Source organism: Pantoea sp. X-Soil-TKNS-1279, assembly GCF_059730565.1.
Genome location: NZ_AP035948.1, coordinates 2,864,060 through 2,880,546 on the forward strand (window position 1 = coordinate 2,864,060; position 16,487 = coordinate 2,880,546).

The following is a 16,487-nucleotide window of genomic DNA, read 5'->3' on the forward strand; positions in this document are numbered from 1 at the left end:
ATGACCACTCAGAACGCGACGGTGCGCTGGCAATTGTGGATTGTCGCTTTTGGCTTTTTTATGCAGTCGCTGGATACCACCATCGTCAACACCGCCATTCCGTCGATGGCGCGCGACCTCAGCGTCAGTCCACTGCATATGCATTCGGTGATTGTCTCCTATGTCCTGACGGTGGCCGTCACCCTGCCGCTAAGTGGCTGGCTGGCTGACGGTTTTGGTGTGCGGAATATCTTCTTCACCGCCATCGTATTATTCAGCATTGGTTCGGTGTTCTGCGCCTTCTCCGGCACGCTGGATCAACTGGTGCTGGCGCGTGTCATTCAGGGGGTCGGCGGCGCAATGATGGTGCCTGTCGGGCGCTTAACGGTGATGAAAATCGTCCCACGCGAGCAATATATGTCGGCGATGACCTTTGTTACCCTACCCGGCCAGGTCGGTCCGCTGCTCGGTCCGGCGCTGGGCGGTATTCTGGTGCAGTACGCCAGTTGGCACTGGATCTTCCTGATCAACATCCCGGTCGGCATCATTGGTGCCATTGCCACCCTCGCGATCATGCCCAACTACACCATGCAAACCCGACGCTTCGACTTTCTCGGCTTCGGTTTACTGGCCGTAGGCATGGCGACCCTGACGCTGGCGCTTGATGGACAGCGAAGCACCGATGGCTCTGCGCTGCTGCTCGGTCTGCTGATCCTGGTTGGCGTCTTTTCCCTGCTGTTTTATTTGATGCACGGTCGTAACAACGACGATGCCTTGTTTAGCCTGAAATTATTTGATAATCGCATCTACTCCATCGGTCTGCTCGGCAGTTTTACCGGTCGCATCGGTAGCGGCATGCTGCCGTTTATGACGCCGATTTTCTTGCAGGTGGGCCTCGGCTTCAGCCCGTTCCACGCGGGGCTGATGATGATCCCAATGGTGCTGGGTAATATGGGGATCAAACGCGTGGTGGTCAGGATCGTGAATCTGTTCGGTTACCGCAATGCATTGGTGGGTGGTACCTGCGCGCTCGCGCTGGTGGTGCTGCTGTTCCCGGCGGTCGCGTTGCTGGGCTGGACCTGGCTGCTGCCGGTGGTGTTACTGCTTCAGGGGATGGTCAACGCCATTCGCTTCTCATCCATGAACACCCTGACGCTGAAAGAGCTGCCAGATGAACTGGCGTCCAGCGGCAACAGTTTGCTGTCGATGATCATGCAGCTCTCCACCAGCATTGGTGTCACCATCGCTGGCCTGCTGCTGGGTGCTTTCGGTCATGGCGCCATCGCCAACAGCGCAGCAGCCCACCAAACCTTTATCTACGCTTACCTCAGCATGGCGCTGGTGATTATTCTGCCTGCGCTGGTGTTCTGGCGTGTGCCGAAAGATGTAAGCAAAAACGTCGATCTGCGACGCAAAAGGAGTGAAGGATGAAGCGCGGGCTGAAACTCGGCATTGGTCCCAAGCTGTTTATGGCGATTTTTTCCACCTGCATGCTGGTGATTATCATCATGCACTGGGGGGTGCGGCTCAGCTTTGAACACGGCTTTGTCGATTACATTCGTAAAGGGAATGAACAACGTCTGACGCTGCTGAGCGATGCGCTTGCTGACCAATATGAACAGCACGGTAACTGGGATTTCCTGCGCAACAATGACCGGCTGATTTTTTCTATCCTGCGTTCGCTGGAGCAGAACCCCGGCAGCGGTAACCTGCTGCCCCCACACGGCTGGCGCACCCAGTTCTGGATTATCGATCAGCAATACAAGGTACTTTCTGGCCCGCGATCCCCGGTCCCCCCTGAAGGGACAAGACGCAATATCACCACCAGCAATGGCAAAGTGGTTGGCTGGGTGATCGGCTCACCTGCTGAACGCCTCACCCGCAGCACTGACATCAATTTTGACCAACAACAGCGCCGCACCAGTTGGATCATCGTCGGCTTTACGGCACTGATGGCAGCGCTGGCGACCTGGCTGATGGCGCGCGGCTTGCTGGCCCCGGTAAAAAGGCTGGTGGATGGCACCCACCATCTGGCCGCAGGCGATTTCGCCACGCGGGTCGAAGTGGGAAGCAGCGACGAACTCGGCCAGTTGGCGCGCGACTTTAACCAGCTCGCCAGCTCGCTGGAAAAAAACGAGAGCAACCGCCGCGCCTTTATGGCGGATATCTCCCATGAACTGCGCACGCCGCTGGCGATCCTGCGTGGCGAGCTGGAGGCCATGCAGGATGGTGTGCGCAAACTGACACCGGAAGCCATCTCTTCGCTACAAAGCGAAGTGGTGGTGTTGACCAAGCTGGTGGATGATTTACATCAGTTATCACTCTCTGATGCCGGTGCCCTTGCCTATCGCAAGCAGGCGGTGGATTTAGTCCATCTGCTGGAGGTGGCGGCGGGCAGCTTCGGCGAACGCTATCGCAGCCGCCAGTTGACCTTGCAGCTGACGTTGCCAGCAGAAGCGCCGAGTTTCGGCGATCCTGATCGGCTGATGCAGCTGTTCACCAACCTGCTGGAAAACAGCCTGCGCTATACCGATGCCGGTGGTCAGGTGCGCCTGACCATGAAAAACCTCGGCGACAGTTGGCAGCTCTGCTTTGCCGACAGCGCGCCTGGTGTGGACCCGGCCCATCAGGCCCGGTTGTTTGAGCGTTTCTTCCGCACGGAGAGTTCACGCAACCGTGCCAGCGGCGGCTCGGGTCTCGGTCTGGCGATCTGCAAAAATATTGCGGAAGCGCATGGTGGCAGCATCAGTGCAGATCTCTCTGATTTAGGTGGCCTGCAAATCACGCTAAACTTGCCTTATGTTCCCCATTAAGCACAGCCTATGAGCACGGAAAAGCACGACCCTTTAATCCTTGTTGTTGAAGACGAGCCGAAACTGGCGCAGCTGATGATTGATTATCTGCAAGCGTCCAACTATCGCACCCACCATATTGGCAACGGCAGCGAAGTACTGAGTTATGTGCAGCAGACGCCGCCGGATTTGATGCTGCTGGATTTAATGTTGCCAGGCCGCGATGGCTTAACCTTGTGTCGCGAAATTCGCCGTTTCTCCGAATTACCGATCATCATGGTAACGGCACGCACCGAAGAAATTGATCGCCTGCTTGGCCTGGAAATTGGGGCCGACGACTATATCTGCAAACCCTTCAGTCCGCGTGAAGTGGTGGCGCGGGTGAAAACCATTTTGCGCCGCGTCAAACGGACGCCGGAAGAGGCGCAGCAGGCGTCACATCTGGTGATCGATGAAGGGCGTTTCCAGGCCACCTGGCGTGAACAACAACTGGAACTGACCCCAGCCGAGTTTCGGCTGTTGAAAACGCTGGCGCTGGAACCAGGTAAAGTGTTTTCGCGTGAACAGTTACTCAACCATCTGTACGACGATTATCGCGTGGTGACCGATCGCACCATCGACAGCCACATCAAAAATCTGCGCCGTAAGCTGGAAAGCCTCGACGCGGAACAACCGTTTATCCGCGCGGTATACGGCATGGGTTATCGCTGGGAGGCCGATGTCTGCCGCATCCTGTAGCAATCAGCGCCTTATCTTGATCCAGGTCAATTTACTTCGTGAGTGGCCCTGCCTAAAATTCCCCACCTTTTGCAGGGCCGTCTGATACGGCCACTGCACCTGCCATCGTCGATGGCATGCTGACCTGACATCAGTGAGATCCCATGTTTAAACCTGAACTGCTTTCTCCAGCGGGAACGCTGAAGAATATGCGCTATGCCTTTGCCTATGGCGCTGACGCGGTGTATGCCGGGCAACCGCGCTACAGCCTGCGTGTGCGCAATAACGAATTCACCCATGAAAACCTCGCCAAAGGCATCGATGAAGCCCACCGACTTGGCAAAAAATTCTATGTGGTGGTGAACATCGCACCGCATAACGCCAAACTGAAGACCTTTATCCGCGATCTGACTCCGGTGGTGGCAATGCAGCCGGACGCGTTGATCATGTCCGATCCCGGCCTGATTATGCTGGTACGCGAAGCCTTCCCGAAGATGGCGATCCATCTCTCGGTACAGGCTAACGCCGTCAACTGGGCGACGGTAAAATTCTGGCAGCAGATGGGATTAACCCGCGTGATTCTTTCGCGTGAATTATCACTGGAGGAGATCGGTGAAATTCGTCAGCAGGTGCCGGCAATGGAGATCGAGATCTTCGTACACGGCGCGCTATGCATGGCCTATTCTGGCCGTTGTTTACTGTCCGGTTATCTGAATAAACGCGATCCCAACCAGGGGACCTGTACCAACGCCTGCCGCTGGGAATATAAGGTGGCGGAAGGCCAGCAGGACGAGGTCGGTAATATTGTCGGTTTCCACCAACCGGTTGAGGTTCAAGCAGCCACACCAACGCTGGGACTGGGTACGCCAACGGATCGCGTTTTTCTGCTGGAAGAGAAAATGAAACCGGGCGAAACCATGAGCGCATTCGAGGATGAGCACGGCACCTATATCATGAATTCGAAAGATCTACGCGCCGTGGCACATGTTGAACGTTTGAGTCAGATGGGCGTGCATTCGCTGAAGATCGAAGGCCGTACCAAATCATTTTATTACTGCGCCCGTACCGCCCAGGTGTATCGCCGGGCCATCGATGATGCCGCCGCAGGTAAACCCTTCGATCCTTCGCTGCTGGAAACCCTGGAGGGTCTGGCACATCGTGGCTACACCGAAGGTTTCCTGCGCCGTCATACCCATGACAGCTACCAAAACTACCAACAAGGCTATTCGGTGTCGGAACGCCAGCAGTTTGTCGGTGAATTTACCGGTGAACGCCGTGGTGAGTGGGCGCAGGTGGCCGTGAAGAACAAATTCTTGCTGGGTGATGCGCTGGAAATCATGACCCCCGATGGCAATCTGAATTGTCGGCTGGAAGCGATGCAGAATGACAAGGGAAGCGCTGTTGATGTGGCACCGGGAGATGGTCATCGTGTCTGGCTGCCAGTACCCGAGCACGTCGATCTCGCTTTCGCATTGTTGCTGCGTAACTTTTCCGCTGGCGACAGCACGCGCGATCCACACGCCAGCAACCGCACTTAATGAAAAGAAATGGGTGAAATTAGAACAGGATCACAGACCGCCGTTTCGCCCTGGCGTAAACTCGCTTTCGCTGCTAACGAGTAACAATAATCAGCAGGTAGTACCAGGAACCACCTCATTCACCCGCCCGGCTCCCCCGTGCGGGTTTTCTTTTTTTCATCCCCGCACCGATAAAGTTCCTGTCCCGGCTATGCTATAACCACTTTTATCTGTAATGCCTCAGGGAATGGACGATGCAAAACCAACCACTTACCTTATTGATTTTGAATGGCAAAGGTGCCGGAAATGAAGAACTCCGCACCGCGGTAAATAAATTGCGTGATGAAGGCTTTAATCTGGCCGTGCGTGTCACCTGGGAAAAAGGCGATGGCGACCGCTACGTGCAGGAAGCCGTCAGTTTGCAGGCGGAAACGGTGGTAGCTGGCGGCGGCGATGGCACCATCAACGAAATTGCCACCGCACTGGCAGCGCTACCCGCAGACCACCGTCCTGCGCTGGGCATTCTGCCGTTGGGTACCGCAAATGATTTTGCCACCAGCGTCGGTATTCCGCTGGAGATGGAACCGGCACTGCGTCTCGCGGTGCTCGGCAAGGCTACCGCCATCGATCTGGCGCGCGTCAATGGCGATCGCTACTTTATCAATATGGCGACCGGCGGTTTTGGCACTCGCATTACTACCGAAACACCGGAAAAACTCAAATCCGCGTTAGGTGGTGTCTCCTATTTTATTCATGGCCTGATGCGTGTTGATGCCCTCAAACCGGACCGCTGTGAAATCGCAGCACCTGGTTTTAACTGGCAGGGGGATGCGCTGGTCATTGGTATTGGCAACGGACGTCAGGCAGGTGGCGGCCAAAAATTGTGTCCTGACGCGCTGATTAATGATGGCCAGCTCAATCTGAGCATCGTCACCGCCCAGGAGCTGTTGCCGACCCTGTTGCATTCGCTGACGCGCGATGATGAAAACCCCAACATTGTCTCAGCGAAGTTGCAGTCACTGAATATCCGCTCTCCCCACGAGATGACATTTAACCTGGACGGCGAACCCCTGAGCGGTAGCGAATTCCAGATAGAGGTGCTGCCGGGCGCATTGTGCTGCCGTCTGCCGCCGCAGTGTCCGTTACTGGCGTAATTTGTCTATTCCGCGTAGCGGCGCGATTTATCGCGCGAGGTTTTCTGCCAGCATGCACAGAACCGCGCGATAAATCGCGCCGCTACGTTCCGATCCCTCCTTTCCCGAGCTGTGACCCTCTTCACAACTCTGTTAAGTCGACTTGTATGGTAGTATTTGCAAGCGTATTTTTTCATCATTGATTTCCCGTTAAAGTCCCTCGACCGCGAATGACGGCCAGGGCGAAGGAGCTGATGATGAAAAGTGTGGTGATTGAACAACCGGGTGAACTGGTACTGGCAGAGCGTCCCTTACCGCAACCTGCTGCCGGTGAAGTTCGCGTGAAAGTCCAGTTTGCCAGCATCTGTGGTTCGGATGTGCATATCTGGCACGGCCACAACCCTTTTGCTAAATATCCTCGCGTTATCGGGCATGAATTCTTTGGGCTGATCGACGCCGTCGGCGAGGGCGTCGATGCACAGCGTGTTGGCGAACGCGTGGCAGTCGATCCGGTTGTCAGTTGCGGTCACTGCTATCCCTGCTCGATTGGTCGCCCCAACGTTTGCAAGGAACTTCAGGTGATCGGCGTGCATCGCGACGGTGGTTTCAGTGAATTCGCGGTCGCTCCAGCCAAAAACGCCTTCCGTCTGCCTGATGCGATTCCCGATAAGCTCGCCAGCATGGTTGAACCCTTCACCATCGCCGCCAACATCACCGCGTTCCTGAAACCACAATCACAGGATGTGGCGCTGATTTACGGCGCAGGCCCAATGGGACTAACCGCCATTCAGGTACTAAAAGGCGTCTATGGCGTTGAACGGGTACTGGTGGTGGATCGTCTGCCCGAACGCCTCGCATTGGCGCAACAAAACGGTGCCGACCAGGTATTCAACAACAGCGAGATCCCGCTGGCGGCGCAACTGGAAGGGCTACAGCCGACACTGATCATCGATGCCGCCTGTCACCCCAGCATTCTGGCGGAAGCGGCCGCCCTCGCCTCTCCGGCCGCACGCATCGGCTTGCTGGGCTTCTCCGGCGAACCGTGCAGCATTACGCAACAAAGCCTGACCAGTAAAGAACTGTCGCTGTTCACCTCACGTCTGAACAGCAACCGTTTCCCGCAAGTGATCGAGTGGATGGAAAAAGGCCAGATCCAGCCAGAGAAGCTGGTGACGCACTACTTCCCGCTGGCGGAAATTGAACGTGCCATGACGCTGTTTGAAAAAGACCCACGCACCTGCTGCAAAGTGATCCTACACATGGGTTGAGTTAACCTTCACACCAGGTGTCCTCTTGCCGGTGCGTACCCGCCGGCAATAATACAATAAAGCAAGATGTCGGAGTTTCTATGTTAAAGAACCTGCGCTGGACCCTCGTACTGCTGTTATTTCTGGTTTATATGATCAATTACCTCGATCGTATTGCCCTGTCCCTGACCGTACCGCTGGTGGAAAAAGATCTGATGATTAACGCTGAACAGTTCGGCATGATTTTCGGCAGCTTCTTCTTCGGCTATGCGCTGTTTAACTTTATTGGTGGCCTTGCGACCGATAAATTCGGCCCGACCATTGTGCTGGGCACCGCTGTGGGTATGTGGTCGCTGTTCTGCGGTATGACCGCACTGGCGACCGGCTTCTGGTCAATGATGATTCTGCGCGTGCTGTTTGGTATGGCAGAAGGCCCAATCTGCGCCTCGGCTAACAAAGCCATTAATGGCTGGTTCCCGAAAAAACAAGCGGCTACCGCGATGGGCCTGCTCAGTGCCGGTTCACCGCTGGGTGGTGCCGTCGCCGGCCCAATTGTTGGCTATCTGGCGCTGTCATTCGGCTGGCGTCCCGCTTTCGTGGCAATCTGCCTGATTGGTCTGGTATGGATGGCGTTCTGGTTCTTCTTTGCTGCTGACAATCCGGCGAAAAGCAAGCGCGTCTCCGCGGAAGAACGTGCGCTGGTGGAGAAACTGAAAGCGGAGCAGCCCGGTGAAGAAACCGATCTGTCCGGTGCTGTACATGGTATGGGTTACTACCTGCGCCAGCCGATCATCCTGGTCACCGCTTTCGCCTTCTTCTGCTACAACTACATCCTGTTCTTCTTCCTGAGCTGGTTCCCGGCCTATCTGGTGCAGGCACATGGCCTGGATATCAAAGCCATGAGCATCACCACCATGATCCCGTGGATTGTCGGTTTCGTCGGCCTGGCATTGGGCGGCTGGATCTCCGATAAAATCTTCAACATTACCGGTAAGTTACTGTTGTCACGTAAAATTGTGCTGGTGGTCTCACTGCTGGCCGCCGCAATTTGTGTCGCGCTGGCCGGTACGATAAAAGAGGTGAATTCGGCGGTGATCATGATGTCGATCTCCATCTTCTTCCTCTATATCACCGGCGCGATTTACTGGGCGATTATTCAGGACGTGGTGCACAAAAGCCGTGTCGGCAGCATCAGCGGCTTCATTCACCTGGTGGGTAGCCTGTCAGGCATTATCGGTCCCATCGTCACCGGTTTTATTGTCCAGCACACCGGCAAGTTCGATAGCGCCTTTATCCTGGCGGGTGTGGTTGCGGGACTGGGCGCGCTGCTGGTGCTGTTTGTTATTCGCAGCCCAAAAACCAGTAACAAACCGGTCTCAGCCTAAAAAATTGACCATTGCGGGGCGACTTTACGCCCCGCTTGCTAAAAGGAATGATTATGTTAGAGATTGGCAGCCTTCCCGCCGATGTTCAGCGTCCAGGCTATGATCGCAGCCGCCTGAAAACCCGCATGGTCCACATCGGGTTTGGTGCCTTTCATCGTGCCCACCAGGCACTGGCAACGGACAAGCTGGCGGAACAGGGCAGCGACTGGGGTTATTGTGAGGTGAACCTCAACAGCGGCGCGTTGATTCAGGCTTTGCGCCAGCAGGATTTGCTCTACACCCTGACTGAAATGGCTGATGACAGCCTGCATACCCGGGTGATAGGCGTGGTGACTGGCGCGCTGCACGGTAAAGGGGACGGTATCGACGCGGTTATCGAGGCAATGTGTCAGCCGGATGTGGCGATTGTTTCGATGACCGTCACCGAAAAAGGGTACTGCCACCTACCCGCCAGCGGCAATCTCAACCCCGATCATCCCGATATCGTGCACGATTTGGCGCATCCGCAGGAGCCGCATTCGTTACCCGGCCTGATTCTGGCAGCGATTATCCGTCGGCGCGCAGGCAATTTACCGCCCTTTAGCGTGATGTCCTGCGACAACATGCCAGAGAATGGCCATGTGACGCGCAACGTGATTGTGCAACTGGCGGAGCGACACAGCTCAGAACTGGCCGACTGGATCAAAAACCATATCACCTTCCCTTCCACCATGGTGGACCGCATCGTCCCGGCGATGACCGACGCCGCTTTTGCCAGCCTTACTGCGCGTCTGGGGTGCGAAGACCCGGTGGCGGTGGAAGCGGAACCTTTTTTTCAATGGGTGATCGAGGATAACTTTGTGAGTGGGCGTCCGGCGTGGGAAAACGCCGGAGCAGAACTGGTCAGCGATGTGCTGCCGTTCGAAGAGATGAAGCTGCGAATGCTGAATGGCAGCCACTCTTTCCTCGCGTATCTCGGCTATCTGGCGGGTTATGAACATATCAGCGATTGTATGGCCGATGTGCACTATCGCCATGCCGCCCGTGCGCTGATGATGCAGGATCAGGCGCCGACACTGCGTACCACCGGGGTGGATCTGGCCGCGTATGCCGATTCGCTGATCGCCCGATACGAGAATCGAGCCATTAAACATCGCACCTGGCAAATCGCCACAGATGGCACGCAAAAGCTGCCACAGCGAATGCTGGACAGTGTGCGCTGGCATCTGCGCAATGGCTCTGACTGTGACTTTTTGCTGTTGGGTGTGGCAGGCTGGATGCGTTATGTCAGCGGCGTTGATGAGCACGGTCAAGCCATTGAGATTCGCGACCCGCTGAAAGAGGAACTGGCGCGCATTGTAGCGACCAGCGAAGAAGGCGCGCCGCGTGTCCGGGCGTTGCTGGGGCTGAAAGCGGTGTTCGGTGACGATTTGCTGCAACACCCAGGCTTCGTGAGCCGGGTGACGGAACTTTATCAGCAGCTGTGTGCCGAAGGGGCGCGTGCCACGGTGCATGCCCTTAGTCAGGGGTAACGCCCCAACAAACTGGTAGCGCAGATGCAGCGTGCTGATTAGACTGAATCTTTCCCATAAAGGCTGGTCAATACCAGCCATAAATACGGATATTGCTGCATGTCAATTGCCTATACCATCACCACCAGCGAACCGGTGAATCAGCAGATCTATCGCTATTTGCGTCGGGACATTGTCACCTGCGCCATTCACCCTGGCTCGCTGCTGTCGGAAAAAGAGGTTTCTGCGCGCTTTAACGTCTCTCGTCAGCCGGTGCGCGAAGCTTTTATCAAGCTGGCTGAAGCCGGCCTGGTGCAGGTATTGCCGCAGCGTGGCACCTTTGTGCGAAAAATCTCTGCCCAGCGCGTTGCTGATGGTCGTTTTATTCGTGAAGCGGTGGAAATTGCCGTGGTCCGCCGGGCCGCGCAGGAAATTACGCCTGTCGCCCTGATGGCGCTGGAGCATAACCTGCAACTGCAACGTTTAGCGGCCGAACGCCACGACAGCCAGGCGTTTCTCGCCCTCGACGATGAGTTTCATCGCCTGATTGCCGAAAGTATCAACTGTCTGCTGGCCTGGGAAACGGTGGAAAATATCAAAGCGACCATGGACCGGGTGCGTTTTCTGACATTAAGCGAAGTCTCACCGCCGGAGAACTTGATCCAGCAGCATGAAGAGATTTATGCGGCGCTGAAAGCGCACGACGTTGAGGCTGCGGAGTCGGCAATGCGCCGCCATTTGCAGGAGATGATTATGACGATAACGCCGATTGCAGAACGCAATAGCGAGTGGTTTGAAGCGCCTTAATCAGTGTGACATGCCGTAGCGGCGCGATTTATCGCGCTGTTTTTTTGCGGCATCATGCGCAGAATTGCGCGATAAATCGCGCCGCTACGGTTTAATTATGCGATCGTCACATCTTTGGACAAATACACATCCTGCACCGCGTTAATCAGCTCCACGCCCTCTTTCAGCGACTTCTTAAACGCTTTGCGTCCCAGAATCAGTCCCATACCGCCGGCGCGTTTGTTAATCACCGCCGTACGCACCGACTCGGCCACATCGGTTGCCCCTGCTGCCGCACCGCCAGAGTTAATTAACCCGGCGCGCCCCATATAACAGTTTGCCAACTGGTAGCGTACCAGGTCGATTGGGTTTTCGGTGGTCAACTTGCTGTATACGCGATCATCGGTATGGCCGAAATTCACCGCGGTATAACCCCCGTTATTCTCTGCCATTTTTTGCTTCACGATATCCGCGCCAATGGTCGCGGCCAGATGGTTGGCCTGACCGGTTAAATCGGCGCTGGCATGGTAATCCACGCCATCTTTCTTGAAGCCGTTATTGCGCAGGTAGGCCCACAGCACCGTCACCATACCCAGCTCATGCGCACGTTCAAACGCGGCGGAGATCTCTTCAATCTGGCGACGTGATTGCTCAGAACCGAAGTAGATGGTGGCCCCGACCGCAATGGCTCCCATATTGAACGCCTGCTCGACGCTGGCGTACAGCGTCTGATCATATTGCGTCGGATAGCTCAGTGTCTCGTTGTGGTTCAACTTCACCATAAACGGGATCTTGTGCGCATAACGCCGCGCCACCGAGGCCAGCACACCGTAAGTGGAAGCGACACAGTTGCAGCCCGCTTCAATCGCCAGCTCAACAATATTTTTCGGGTCGAAGTAGTGAGGATTGGCGGCAAATGAAGCGCCTGCGGAGTGCTCAACCCCCTGATCAACCGGCAAAATCGACAGGTAACCCGTCCCAGCCAGGCGACCGGTGTTGTACAGCGTTTGCATGTTGCGTAATACCACAGGAGAACGATTGTTATCGGTCATTACGCGATCAACATAATCCGCGCCCGGTAAATAAAGGCTTTCCGCTGGAATGGTCATGCAGCGATGTTGAAGAAGGCTATCCGCTTCTTGGCCCAATAACTGAACGATGTCCGTCATACTCACTCCTGATTAATGGCTGGATTGGAACCGGCACCTGCCGATTCGCCCCCAACAGCCTGGACCGGGATCCGCCAGGCTGGCAAATTGCTGACTCCATTTTTCAGACAGATACGCAGGCAAAAAATGGCAATTCGGCGTTACGCCCTACCACCAACGATGAAAATGGTGCACCGGCCCAATGCCTTTTCCGACTTCCAGAGAATCGGCATGCAGTAACGCTTGTTGCAACCAGGCTTTAGCCTCGGAGAGCGTCGCAGCCCAGTCATCATGGCGTGGACGTAGCGCCGCCAACGCAGCTGACAGCGAACAACCAGTGCCGTGGGTGTGGCGAGTATTGACGCGTGGCGCGGTAAAACGCTGACGTCCGTTGCGGGTGATAAGCCAATCCGGGCTCTCCGCATCACTCAGATGTCCTCCCTTCATCAGTACCGCTTCACACCCGAGATCCAGCAATGCATCCCCCTGCATCAGCATCGTCTTCTCATCCTCCGCCACACTGCCGCCAAGCAGCGCCGCGGCTTCTGGCAAATTCGGCGTAATCAACGATACCTGTGGTAACAACAACTCACGCAGACTGGCGATGGCATTCGGTGATAACAACGCATCGCCACTTTTGGCAATCATAACGGTGTCCAGCACCACGAACGGCAGGCTGGCACGCTTCAGCTTGTCAGCGACAATTTCCACCACCGCCGTTTCCGCCAGCATGCCAATTTTTGCCGTGTCGATACGCACATCATCGAGCACCGAATCCAGCTGCGCTCCGACAAAATCTGGTTCGATACGATAGACCGACTGCACACCACGGGTATTCTGCGCCACCAGCGCGGTAATGACGCTGGTGCCATAGGCACCCAGCGCGGAGAAGGCTTTGAGATCGGCCTGAATTCCAGCACCACCGCTGGGGTCAGTACCGGCAATAGTCAATGCGTTAATACGTTTCATGGCGTCACCTCCAGTGTCCACAGCGCATCCAAAAAGGCAGCAACAAAGCTGCCCGGACCCTGGACCTGACGTGCCGCCCGTTCACCGGCCAGTGACATGACCCGACAAGCTGCCGCCACATGTTGCAGACGTTCACCCGGCAGGCTGGCAAAAGCCGCCACCACTGCCGACAGCGCACAACCTGTCCCCACTACGCGTGTCATCAGTGGGCTGCCGCCCGGGATGGCAAAGGTATGCTGACCATCGGTGACGTAATCCACTTCGCCGGTTACCGCCACGATGCTGCAGTAATCATTCGCCAACTGTTGAGCAGCGCTGAGTGCGGCGTCAGCCTGATGCAAGCTGTCCACGCCACGCCCGCCCGCCGCCTGGTTCGCCAGGGCAAGGATTTCCGAGGCGTTGCCACGGATGGCTGCCGGTTGCTGGGTCAATAGCTGCTGACAAAATTCGGTGCGAAAGGTTAACGCGCCCACCGCGACCGGGTCGAGCGTCCAGGGCGTGCCGGCACGGTTTGCCGCCTCTACCGCAGCCTGCATGGCGATGCTGCGATCGCGCGTCAACGTGCCCACGTTGATGAGCAGAGCATCGGCATAACCGCTGAACTGTGCGGCCTCATCAGCGTCGATCACCATGGCAGGTGAGGCACGCAGTGCCAACAGGACATTAGCGGTAAAGGTCTGTACCACATCATTGGTCATGCAATGTACCAGCGAAGCATGTTGATGCAGTAACTGAAGCGAGTGCGCGAGTTGCGCGGAGGAAAGAAGGTCAGGTTGTTTCATAAAGCTCCCAACCGGCGATCAAGAAGGCGAATGCGGTCAGGCATCTGACTTCCCTACGCTGGCATTATCCAGATCAGGTGGTACGGGTATTTCTCAGCCTTCACAAGGAAGGGCACCCCGAGTCATTTATATGACTGGCAGATTAGGGGAAGTTGCCTGCTGACGCAAGCCTGTCCTGTTAACGAGCAACTCCGTACGCTGCGTCGGAACGCTTTAGCACATTCAGTAGCAGCGCGATGGAACGCAAATACACGTTCTGCATAGAGCCATTGCTAATAAAATGGCCTTCGGGATAATTTCCACAACCATTGCAGCATAGATTTTCTGACTTCCCTCCACCTGTCAGGAGTTATCAACCGGTGCTCAGCAGCCATAAAAAACCCCGCAGAACGGGGTTAGTCAGTTATTTTCTTCCTGAAAATCACTTCCGCTGATATTGATTCAAGTACTGCTTAACTTTCTCAGTACCATTACCTACGTTAGCAACAGCGGTACGCAATTGTGTCGCACTCACTTCCAGGGTGTTCGTCCAATACTCAACCTCCCAGGTTTCAGTAAGACTAATAAAGCGTTTGTCTTCCGGTTGTTTTCTCTTTAAATCATCAGCCATTTCGCAGCTCCTGAGGTTAATCCTGAAAACATGACTATCGCTTCTTAAGAAGAGTAACTCGTTAGCTTAACCGAAGGATGTTAGCCGTCCGGTGATTGCCATACAGCCCCACTTAAGGCCAGGAGCCAGCACAGCGCTGGCTTCCGGAAAAAATCCTAGACAATATGGCTGACGATATCAAGGTATAGCAACTATACCAAAGAACAACAGAGCAAACTTTTTTGCTGCATCTAAAGGCTGAATGTTGTTCCCGGTTTTCTGCTAATCAACAGGATCAAGTACTGAGAAACAATTGACTCACATAAACAACAAAACAGTAACATTATGATTTTAGTGAATTAAATGCTTATTTTTGCGTCCTGCGTCATAAATCGTACTCATCGTCATTGATAATTCGCGTCACGAAAAATAGCATCTGCGCACTGGTTACATGAAGTAACAGTAAATGGAAGGCATCATCACACAAGGAATTATCACGGAGGATTTACCATGCACAGGACAGTTCGCACGTCGCTATCCACAGCTATCGCCACTGCACTTCTCATTACATCATTTATCCCTGCTCCTGCTTTAGCAGCTGGTTTCATTGATGACTCATCCCTGACCGGTGGCCTCTACTACTGGCAGCGGCAGCGCGATCGCAAAGAGATGGATCCGCAACAGGGTAAATACGGCCAGTATGATGCCAACCTGCATCATGCAACAGGCAATGCCAGCCTCGATTTCTCTTCAGGCTATCTGGCGGACGTCATCGGCCTTGACCTTGCTGCGTATGGCGCGCTGGAGCTGACTCATGGTGGTCCGGCTGCACCCAACGAAATCGGGTTCAGTGATGCCAGCAACCGCTGGGATGAAAAATGGACTGGTGATAAAAGCGGTGCCAGCCTGTACAAAGCTGCGCTAAAAACCCGATGGCAGGATTACTGGCTGCGTGCCGGATATCTACAACCCACCGGCCAAACGTTACTGGCACCGCACTGGAGTTTCCTGCCGGGAACTTACCGTGGTGTCGAAGCGGGAACCACCTATGACTTTGGTGATGCGGGAGCCCTTTCCTTCTCATGGATGTGGACCGATCAATACAAAGCGCCCTGGTACCAGCATATGTACAACTTCCGCAAAGCAGACGGCACTACGGATGTACCGTGGCTGCAATCTTTCGGCGCGAAGTACGATTTTAAAAATAGCCTGGTCGTGGAAGGGGCTTACGGCCAGGCCGCAAACTACATGGATCAATACTTCGCCAAAGCGTCGTATCAACTGCCGTTGGCCGGTTCGCCGTTGCGAACCAGTTATCAATTTTATGGTGCACAGGATCGCGAGGGAGGCGGCGCCAGCAACGTCAACAATGTCTATGACGGTTTAGCCTGGCTTCAGGCGATGACACTCGGCTACACCCTTGGCGCATTTGATTTGCGCCTGGAAGGCACCTGGGTAAAAGCAGAAGGTAATCAGGGCTTCTTTTTACAACGCATGACGCCCTCGTACGCCAGTTCCAATGGTCGCATGGACGTCTGGTGGGACTCGCGTTCAGACTGGAACGCGAATGGTGAGAAAGCCGTGTTCGCTGGCGTGATGGCCGATCTCGCACACTGGCAATTGCCGGGTTGGCAGGTTGGTGGCTCCTATGCCTATGGCTGGGATGCGAAGCCTTCCACCAATCCCATATACAACCAACAGCAGCGCCTGACAGAATCCGCCTGGAGCCTTGATCTGGTGTACACCTTGCAGGAAACACGCGCTAAAGGGACGCAGTTCAAATTGCATTACACCAAATATGACAACCATAGCAACCTGCCGAGCTACAGCGGTGGCTACGGCAACATCTTCCAGGATGAAAAAGACATCAAATTTATGGTCATTGCTCCCTTTACTATTTTCTGACGCTAAGCGGGCTGGATCCCGCTATTGTCATCCATGCACAAGGATAAC

Annotated in this window: 14 protein-coding genes and 1 riboswitch; of the genes, 10 read left to right on the forward strand and 4 right to left on the reverse strand. The window is 55.2% G+C overall.

Annotated elements, in window-relative coordinates; all coding sequences use genetic code 11:
• From mdtD to AC6I8N_RS13460, 9 genes are all read left to right on the forward strand, one after another.
• Entirely contained in the window at positions 1 to 1,410 is a 1,410-nt protein-coding gene (gene mdtD / locus AC6I8N_RS13420; protein WP_497829259.1) for a multidrug transporter subunit MdtD, read from the forward strand.
• Complete coding sequence (baeS, locus tag AC6I8N_RS13425) at positions 1,407 to 2,792, forward strand: envelope stress sensor histidine kinase BaeS (RefSeq protein ID WP_497829260.1); 1,386 nt, start codon at positions 1,407 to 1,409, stop codon at positions 2,790 to 2,792. Before mdtD ends, baeS begins: the two co-directional genes overlap by 4 nt.
• A 9-nt stretch (positions 2,793 to 2,801) precedes the next feature.
• Complete coding sequence (gene baeR, locus AC6I8N_RS13430) at positions 2,802 to 3,509, forward strand: envelope stress response regulator BaeR (protein WP_021185995.1); 708 nt, start codon at positions 2,802 to 2,804, stop codon at positions 3,507 to 3,509.
• 143 nt (positions 3,510 to 3,652) lie between these two features.
• Complete coding sequence (gene trhP, locus AC6I8N_RS13435) at positions 3,653 to 5,026, forward strand: prephenate-dependent tRNA uridine(34) hydroxylase TrhP (protein WP_497829261.1); 1,374 nt, start codon at positions 3,653 to 3,655, stop codon at positions 5,024 to 5,026.
• A 233-nt stretch (positions 5,027 to 5,259) separates the two neighbouring features.
• On the forward strand, positions 5,260 to 6,159 hold the full coding sequence (yegS, locus tag AC6I8N_RS13440; protein WP_497829262.1) for a lipid kinase YegS: 900 nt from the start codon (positions 5,260 to 5,262) through the stop codon (positions 6,157 to 6,159).
• Between the two features lie 236 nt (positions 6,160 to 6,395).
• A complete protein-coding gene (locus AC6I8N_RS13445) occupies positions 6,396 to 7,406 on the forward strand; it encodes a Zn-dependent oxidoreductase (RefSeq protein WP_497830695.1) in 1,011 nt (336 codons plus the stop codon).
• A gap of 80 nt (positions 7,407 to 7,486) precedes the next feature.
• Entirely contained in the window at positions 7,487 to 8,770 is a 1,284-nt protein-coding gene (locus AC6I8N_RS13450; RefSeq protein WP_021185999.1) for an MFS transporter, read from the forward strand.
• A 53-nt stretch (positions 8,771 to 8,823) separates the two neighbouring features.
• On the forward strand, positions 8,824 to 10,281 hold the full coding sequence (locus tag AC6I8N_RS13455) for a mannitol dehydrogenase family protein (protein WP_497829263.1): 1,458 nt from the start codon (positions 8,824 to 8,826) through the stop codon (positions 10,279 to 10,281).
• A gap of 99 nt (positions 10,282 to 10,380) precedes the next feature.
• Positions 10,381 to 11,067 carry a GntR family transcriptional regulator gene (locus tag AC6I8N_RS13460; RefSeq protein WP_021186001.1) on the forward strand — a complete coding sequence of 229 codons (687 nt, stop codon included), beginning with the start codon at positions 10,381 to 10,383 and terminating at the stop codon, positions 11,065 to 11,067.
• Positions 11,068 to 11,162: 95 nt separating this feature from the next.
• Here AC6I8N_RS13460 and fbaB read toward each other — a convergent pair whose 3' ends face one another.
• The 4 genes from fbaB to AC6I8N_RS13480 form a co-directional block, all read right to left on the reverse strand.
• Positions 11,163 to 12,215 (reverse strand): class I fructose-bisphosphate aldolase, encoded by a 1,053-nt coding sequence (fbaB, locus tag AC6I8N_RS13465; protein WP_021186002.1) that lies wholly within the window; start codon positions 12,213 to 12,215, stop codon positions 11,163 to 11,165.
• 147 nt (positions 12,216 to 12,362) lie between these two features.
• Complete coding sequence (gene thiD / locus AC6I8N_RS13470) at positions 12,363 to 13,163, reverse strand: bifunctional hydroxymethylpyrimidine kinase/phosphomethylpyrimidine kinase (RefSeq protein ID WP_497829264.1); 801 nt, start codon at positions 13,161 to 13,163, stop codon at positions 12,363 to 12,365.
• On the reverse strand, positions 13,160 to 13,945 hold the full coding sequence (thiM, locus tag AC6I8N_RS13475) for a hydroxyethylthiazole kinase (RefSeq protein WP_497829265.1): 786 nt from the start codon (positions 13,943 to 13,945) through the stop codon (positions 13,160 to 13,162). The genes thiD and thiM overlap by 4 nt, the downstream gene beginning before the upstream one ends.
• Before the next feature lie 33 nt (positions 13,946 to 13,978).
• Positions 13,979 to 14,075: riboswitch (TPP riboswitch) on the reverse strand.
• Positions 14,076 to 14,366: 291 nt separating this feature from the next.
• Complete coding sequence (locus AC6I8N_RS13480; RefSeq protein ID WP_036627648.1) at positions 14,367 to 14,555, reverse strand: DUF3606 domain-containing protein; 189 nt, start codon at positions 14,553 to 14,555, stop codon at positions 14,367 to 14,369.
• A gap of 489 nt (positions 14,556 to 15,044) precedes the next feature.
• Between AC6I8N_RS13480 and chiP the strand changes: the two genes are divergently transcribed.
• Complete coding sequence (gene chiP / locus AC6I8N_RS13485; protein WP_497829266.1) at positions 15,045 to 16,439, forward strand: chitoporin ChiP; 1,395 nt, start codon at positions 15,045 to 15,047, stop codon at positions 16,437 to 16,439.
• Positions 16,440 to 16,487: the final 48 nt, after the last annotated feature.

Coding starts and splice junctions, on each gene's coding strand:
- mdtD (WP_497829259.1), top strand. CDS start 1: ATGACCACTCAGAACGCGACGGTGCGCTGGCAATTGTGGATTGTCGCT.
- baeS (WP_497829260.1), top strand. CDS start 1,407: ATGAAGCGCGGGCTGAAACTCGGCATTGGTCCCAAGCTGTTTATGGCG.
- baeR (WP_021185995.1), top strand. CDS start 2,802: ATGAGCACGGAAAAGCACGACCCTTTAATCCTTGTTGTTGAAGACGAG.
- trhP (WP_497829261.1), top strand. CDS start 3,653: ATGTTTAAACCTGAACTGCTTTCTCCAGCGGGAACGCTGAAGAATATG.
- yegS (WP_497829262.1), top strand. CDS start 5,260: ATGCAAAACCAACCACTTACCTTATTGATTTTGAATGGCAAAGGTGCC.
- AC6I8N_RS13445 (WP_497830695.1), top strand. CDS start 6,396: ATGAAAAGTGTGGTGATTGAACAACCGGGTGAACTGGTACTGGCAGAG.
- AC6I8N_RS13450 (WP_021185999.1), top strand. CDS start 7,487: ATGTTAAAGAACCTGCGCTGGACCCTCGTACTGCTGTTATTTCTGGTT.
- AC6I8N_RS13455 (WP_497829263.1), top strand. CDS start 8,824: ATGTTAGAGATTGGCAGCCTTCCCGCCGATGTTCAGCGTCCAGGCTAT.
- AC6I8N_RS13460 (WP_021186001.1), top strand. CDS start 10,381: ATGTCAATTGCCTATACCATCACCACCAGCGAACCGGTGAATCAGCAG.
- fbaB (WP_021186002.1), bottom strand. CDS start 12,215: ATGACGGACATCGTTCAGTTATTGGGCCAAGAAGCGGATAGCCTTCTT.
- thiD (WP_497829264.1), bottom strand. CDS start 13,163: ATGAAACGTATTAACGCATTGACTATTGCCGGTACTGACCCCAGCGGT.
- thiM (WP_497829265.1), bottom strand. CDS start 13,945: ATGAAACAACCTGACCTTCTTTCCTCCGCGCAACTCGCGCACTCGCTT.
- AC6I8N_RS13480 (WP_036627648.1), bottom strand. CDS start 14,555: ATGGCTGATGATTTAAAGAGAAAACAACCGGAAGACAAACGCTTTATT.
- chiP (WP_497829266.1), top strand. CDS start 15,045: ATGCACAGGACAGTTCGCACGTCGCTATCCACAGCTATCGCCACTGCA.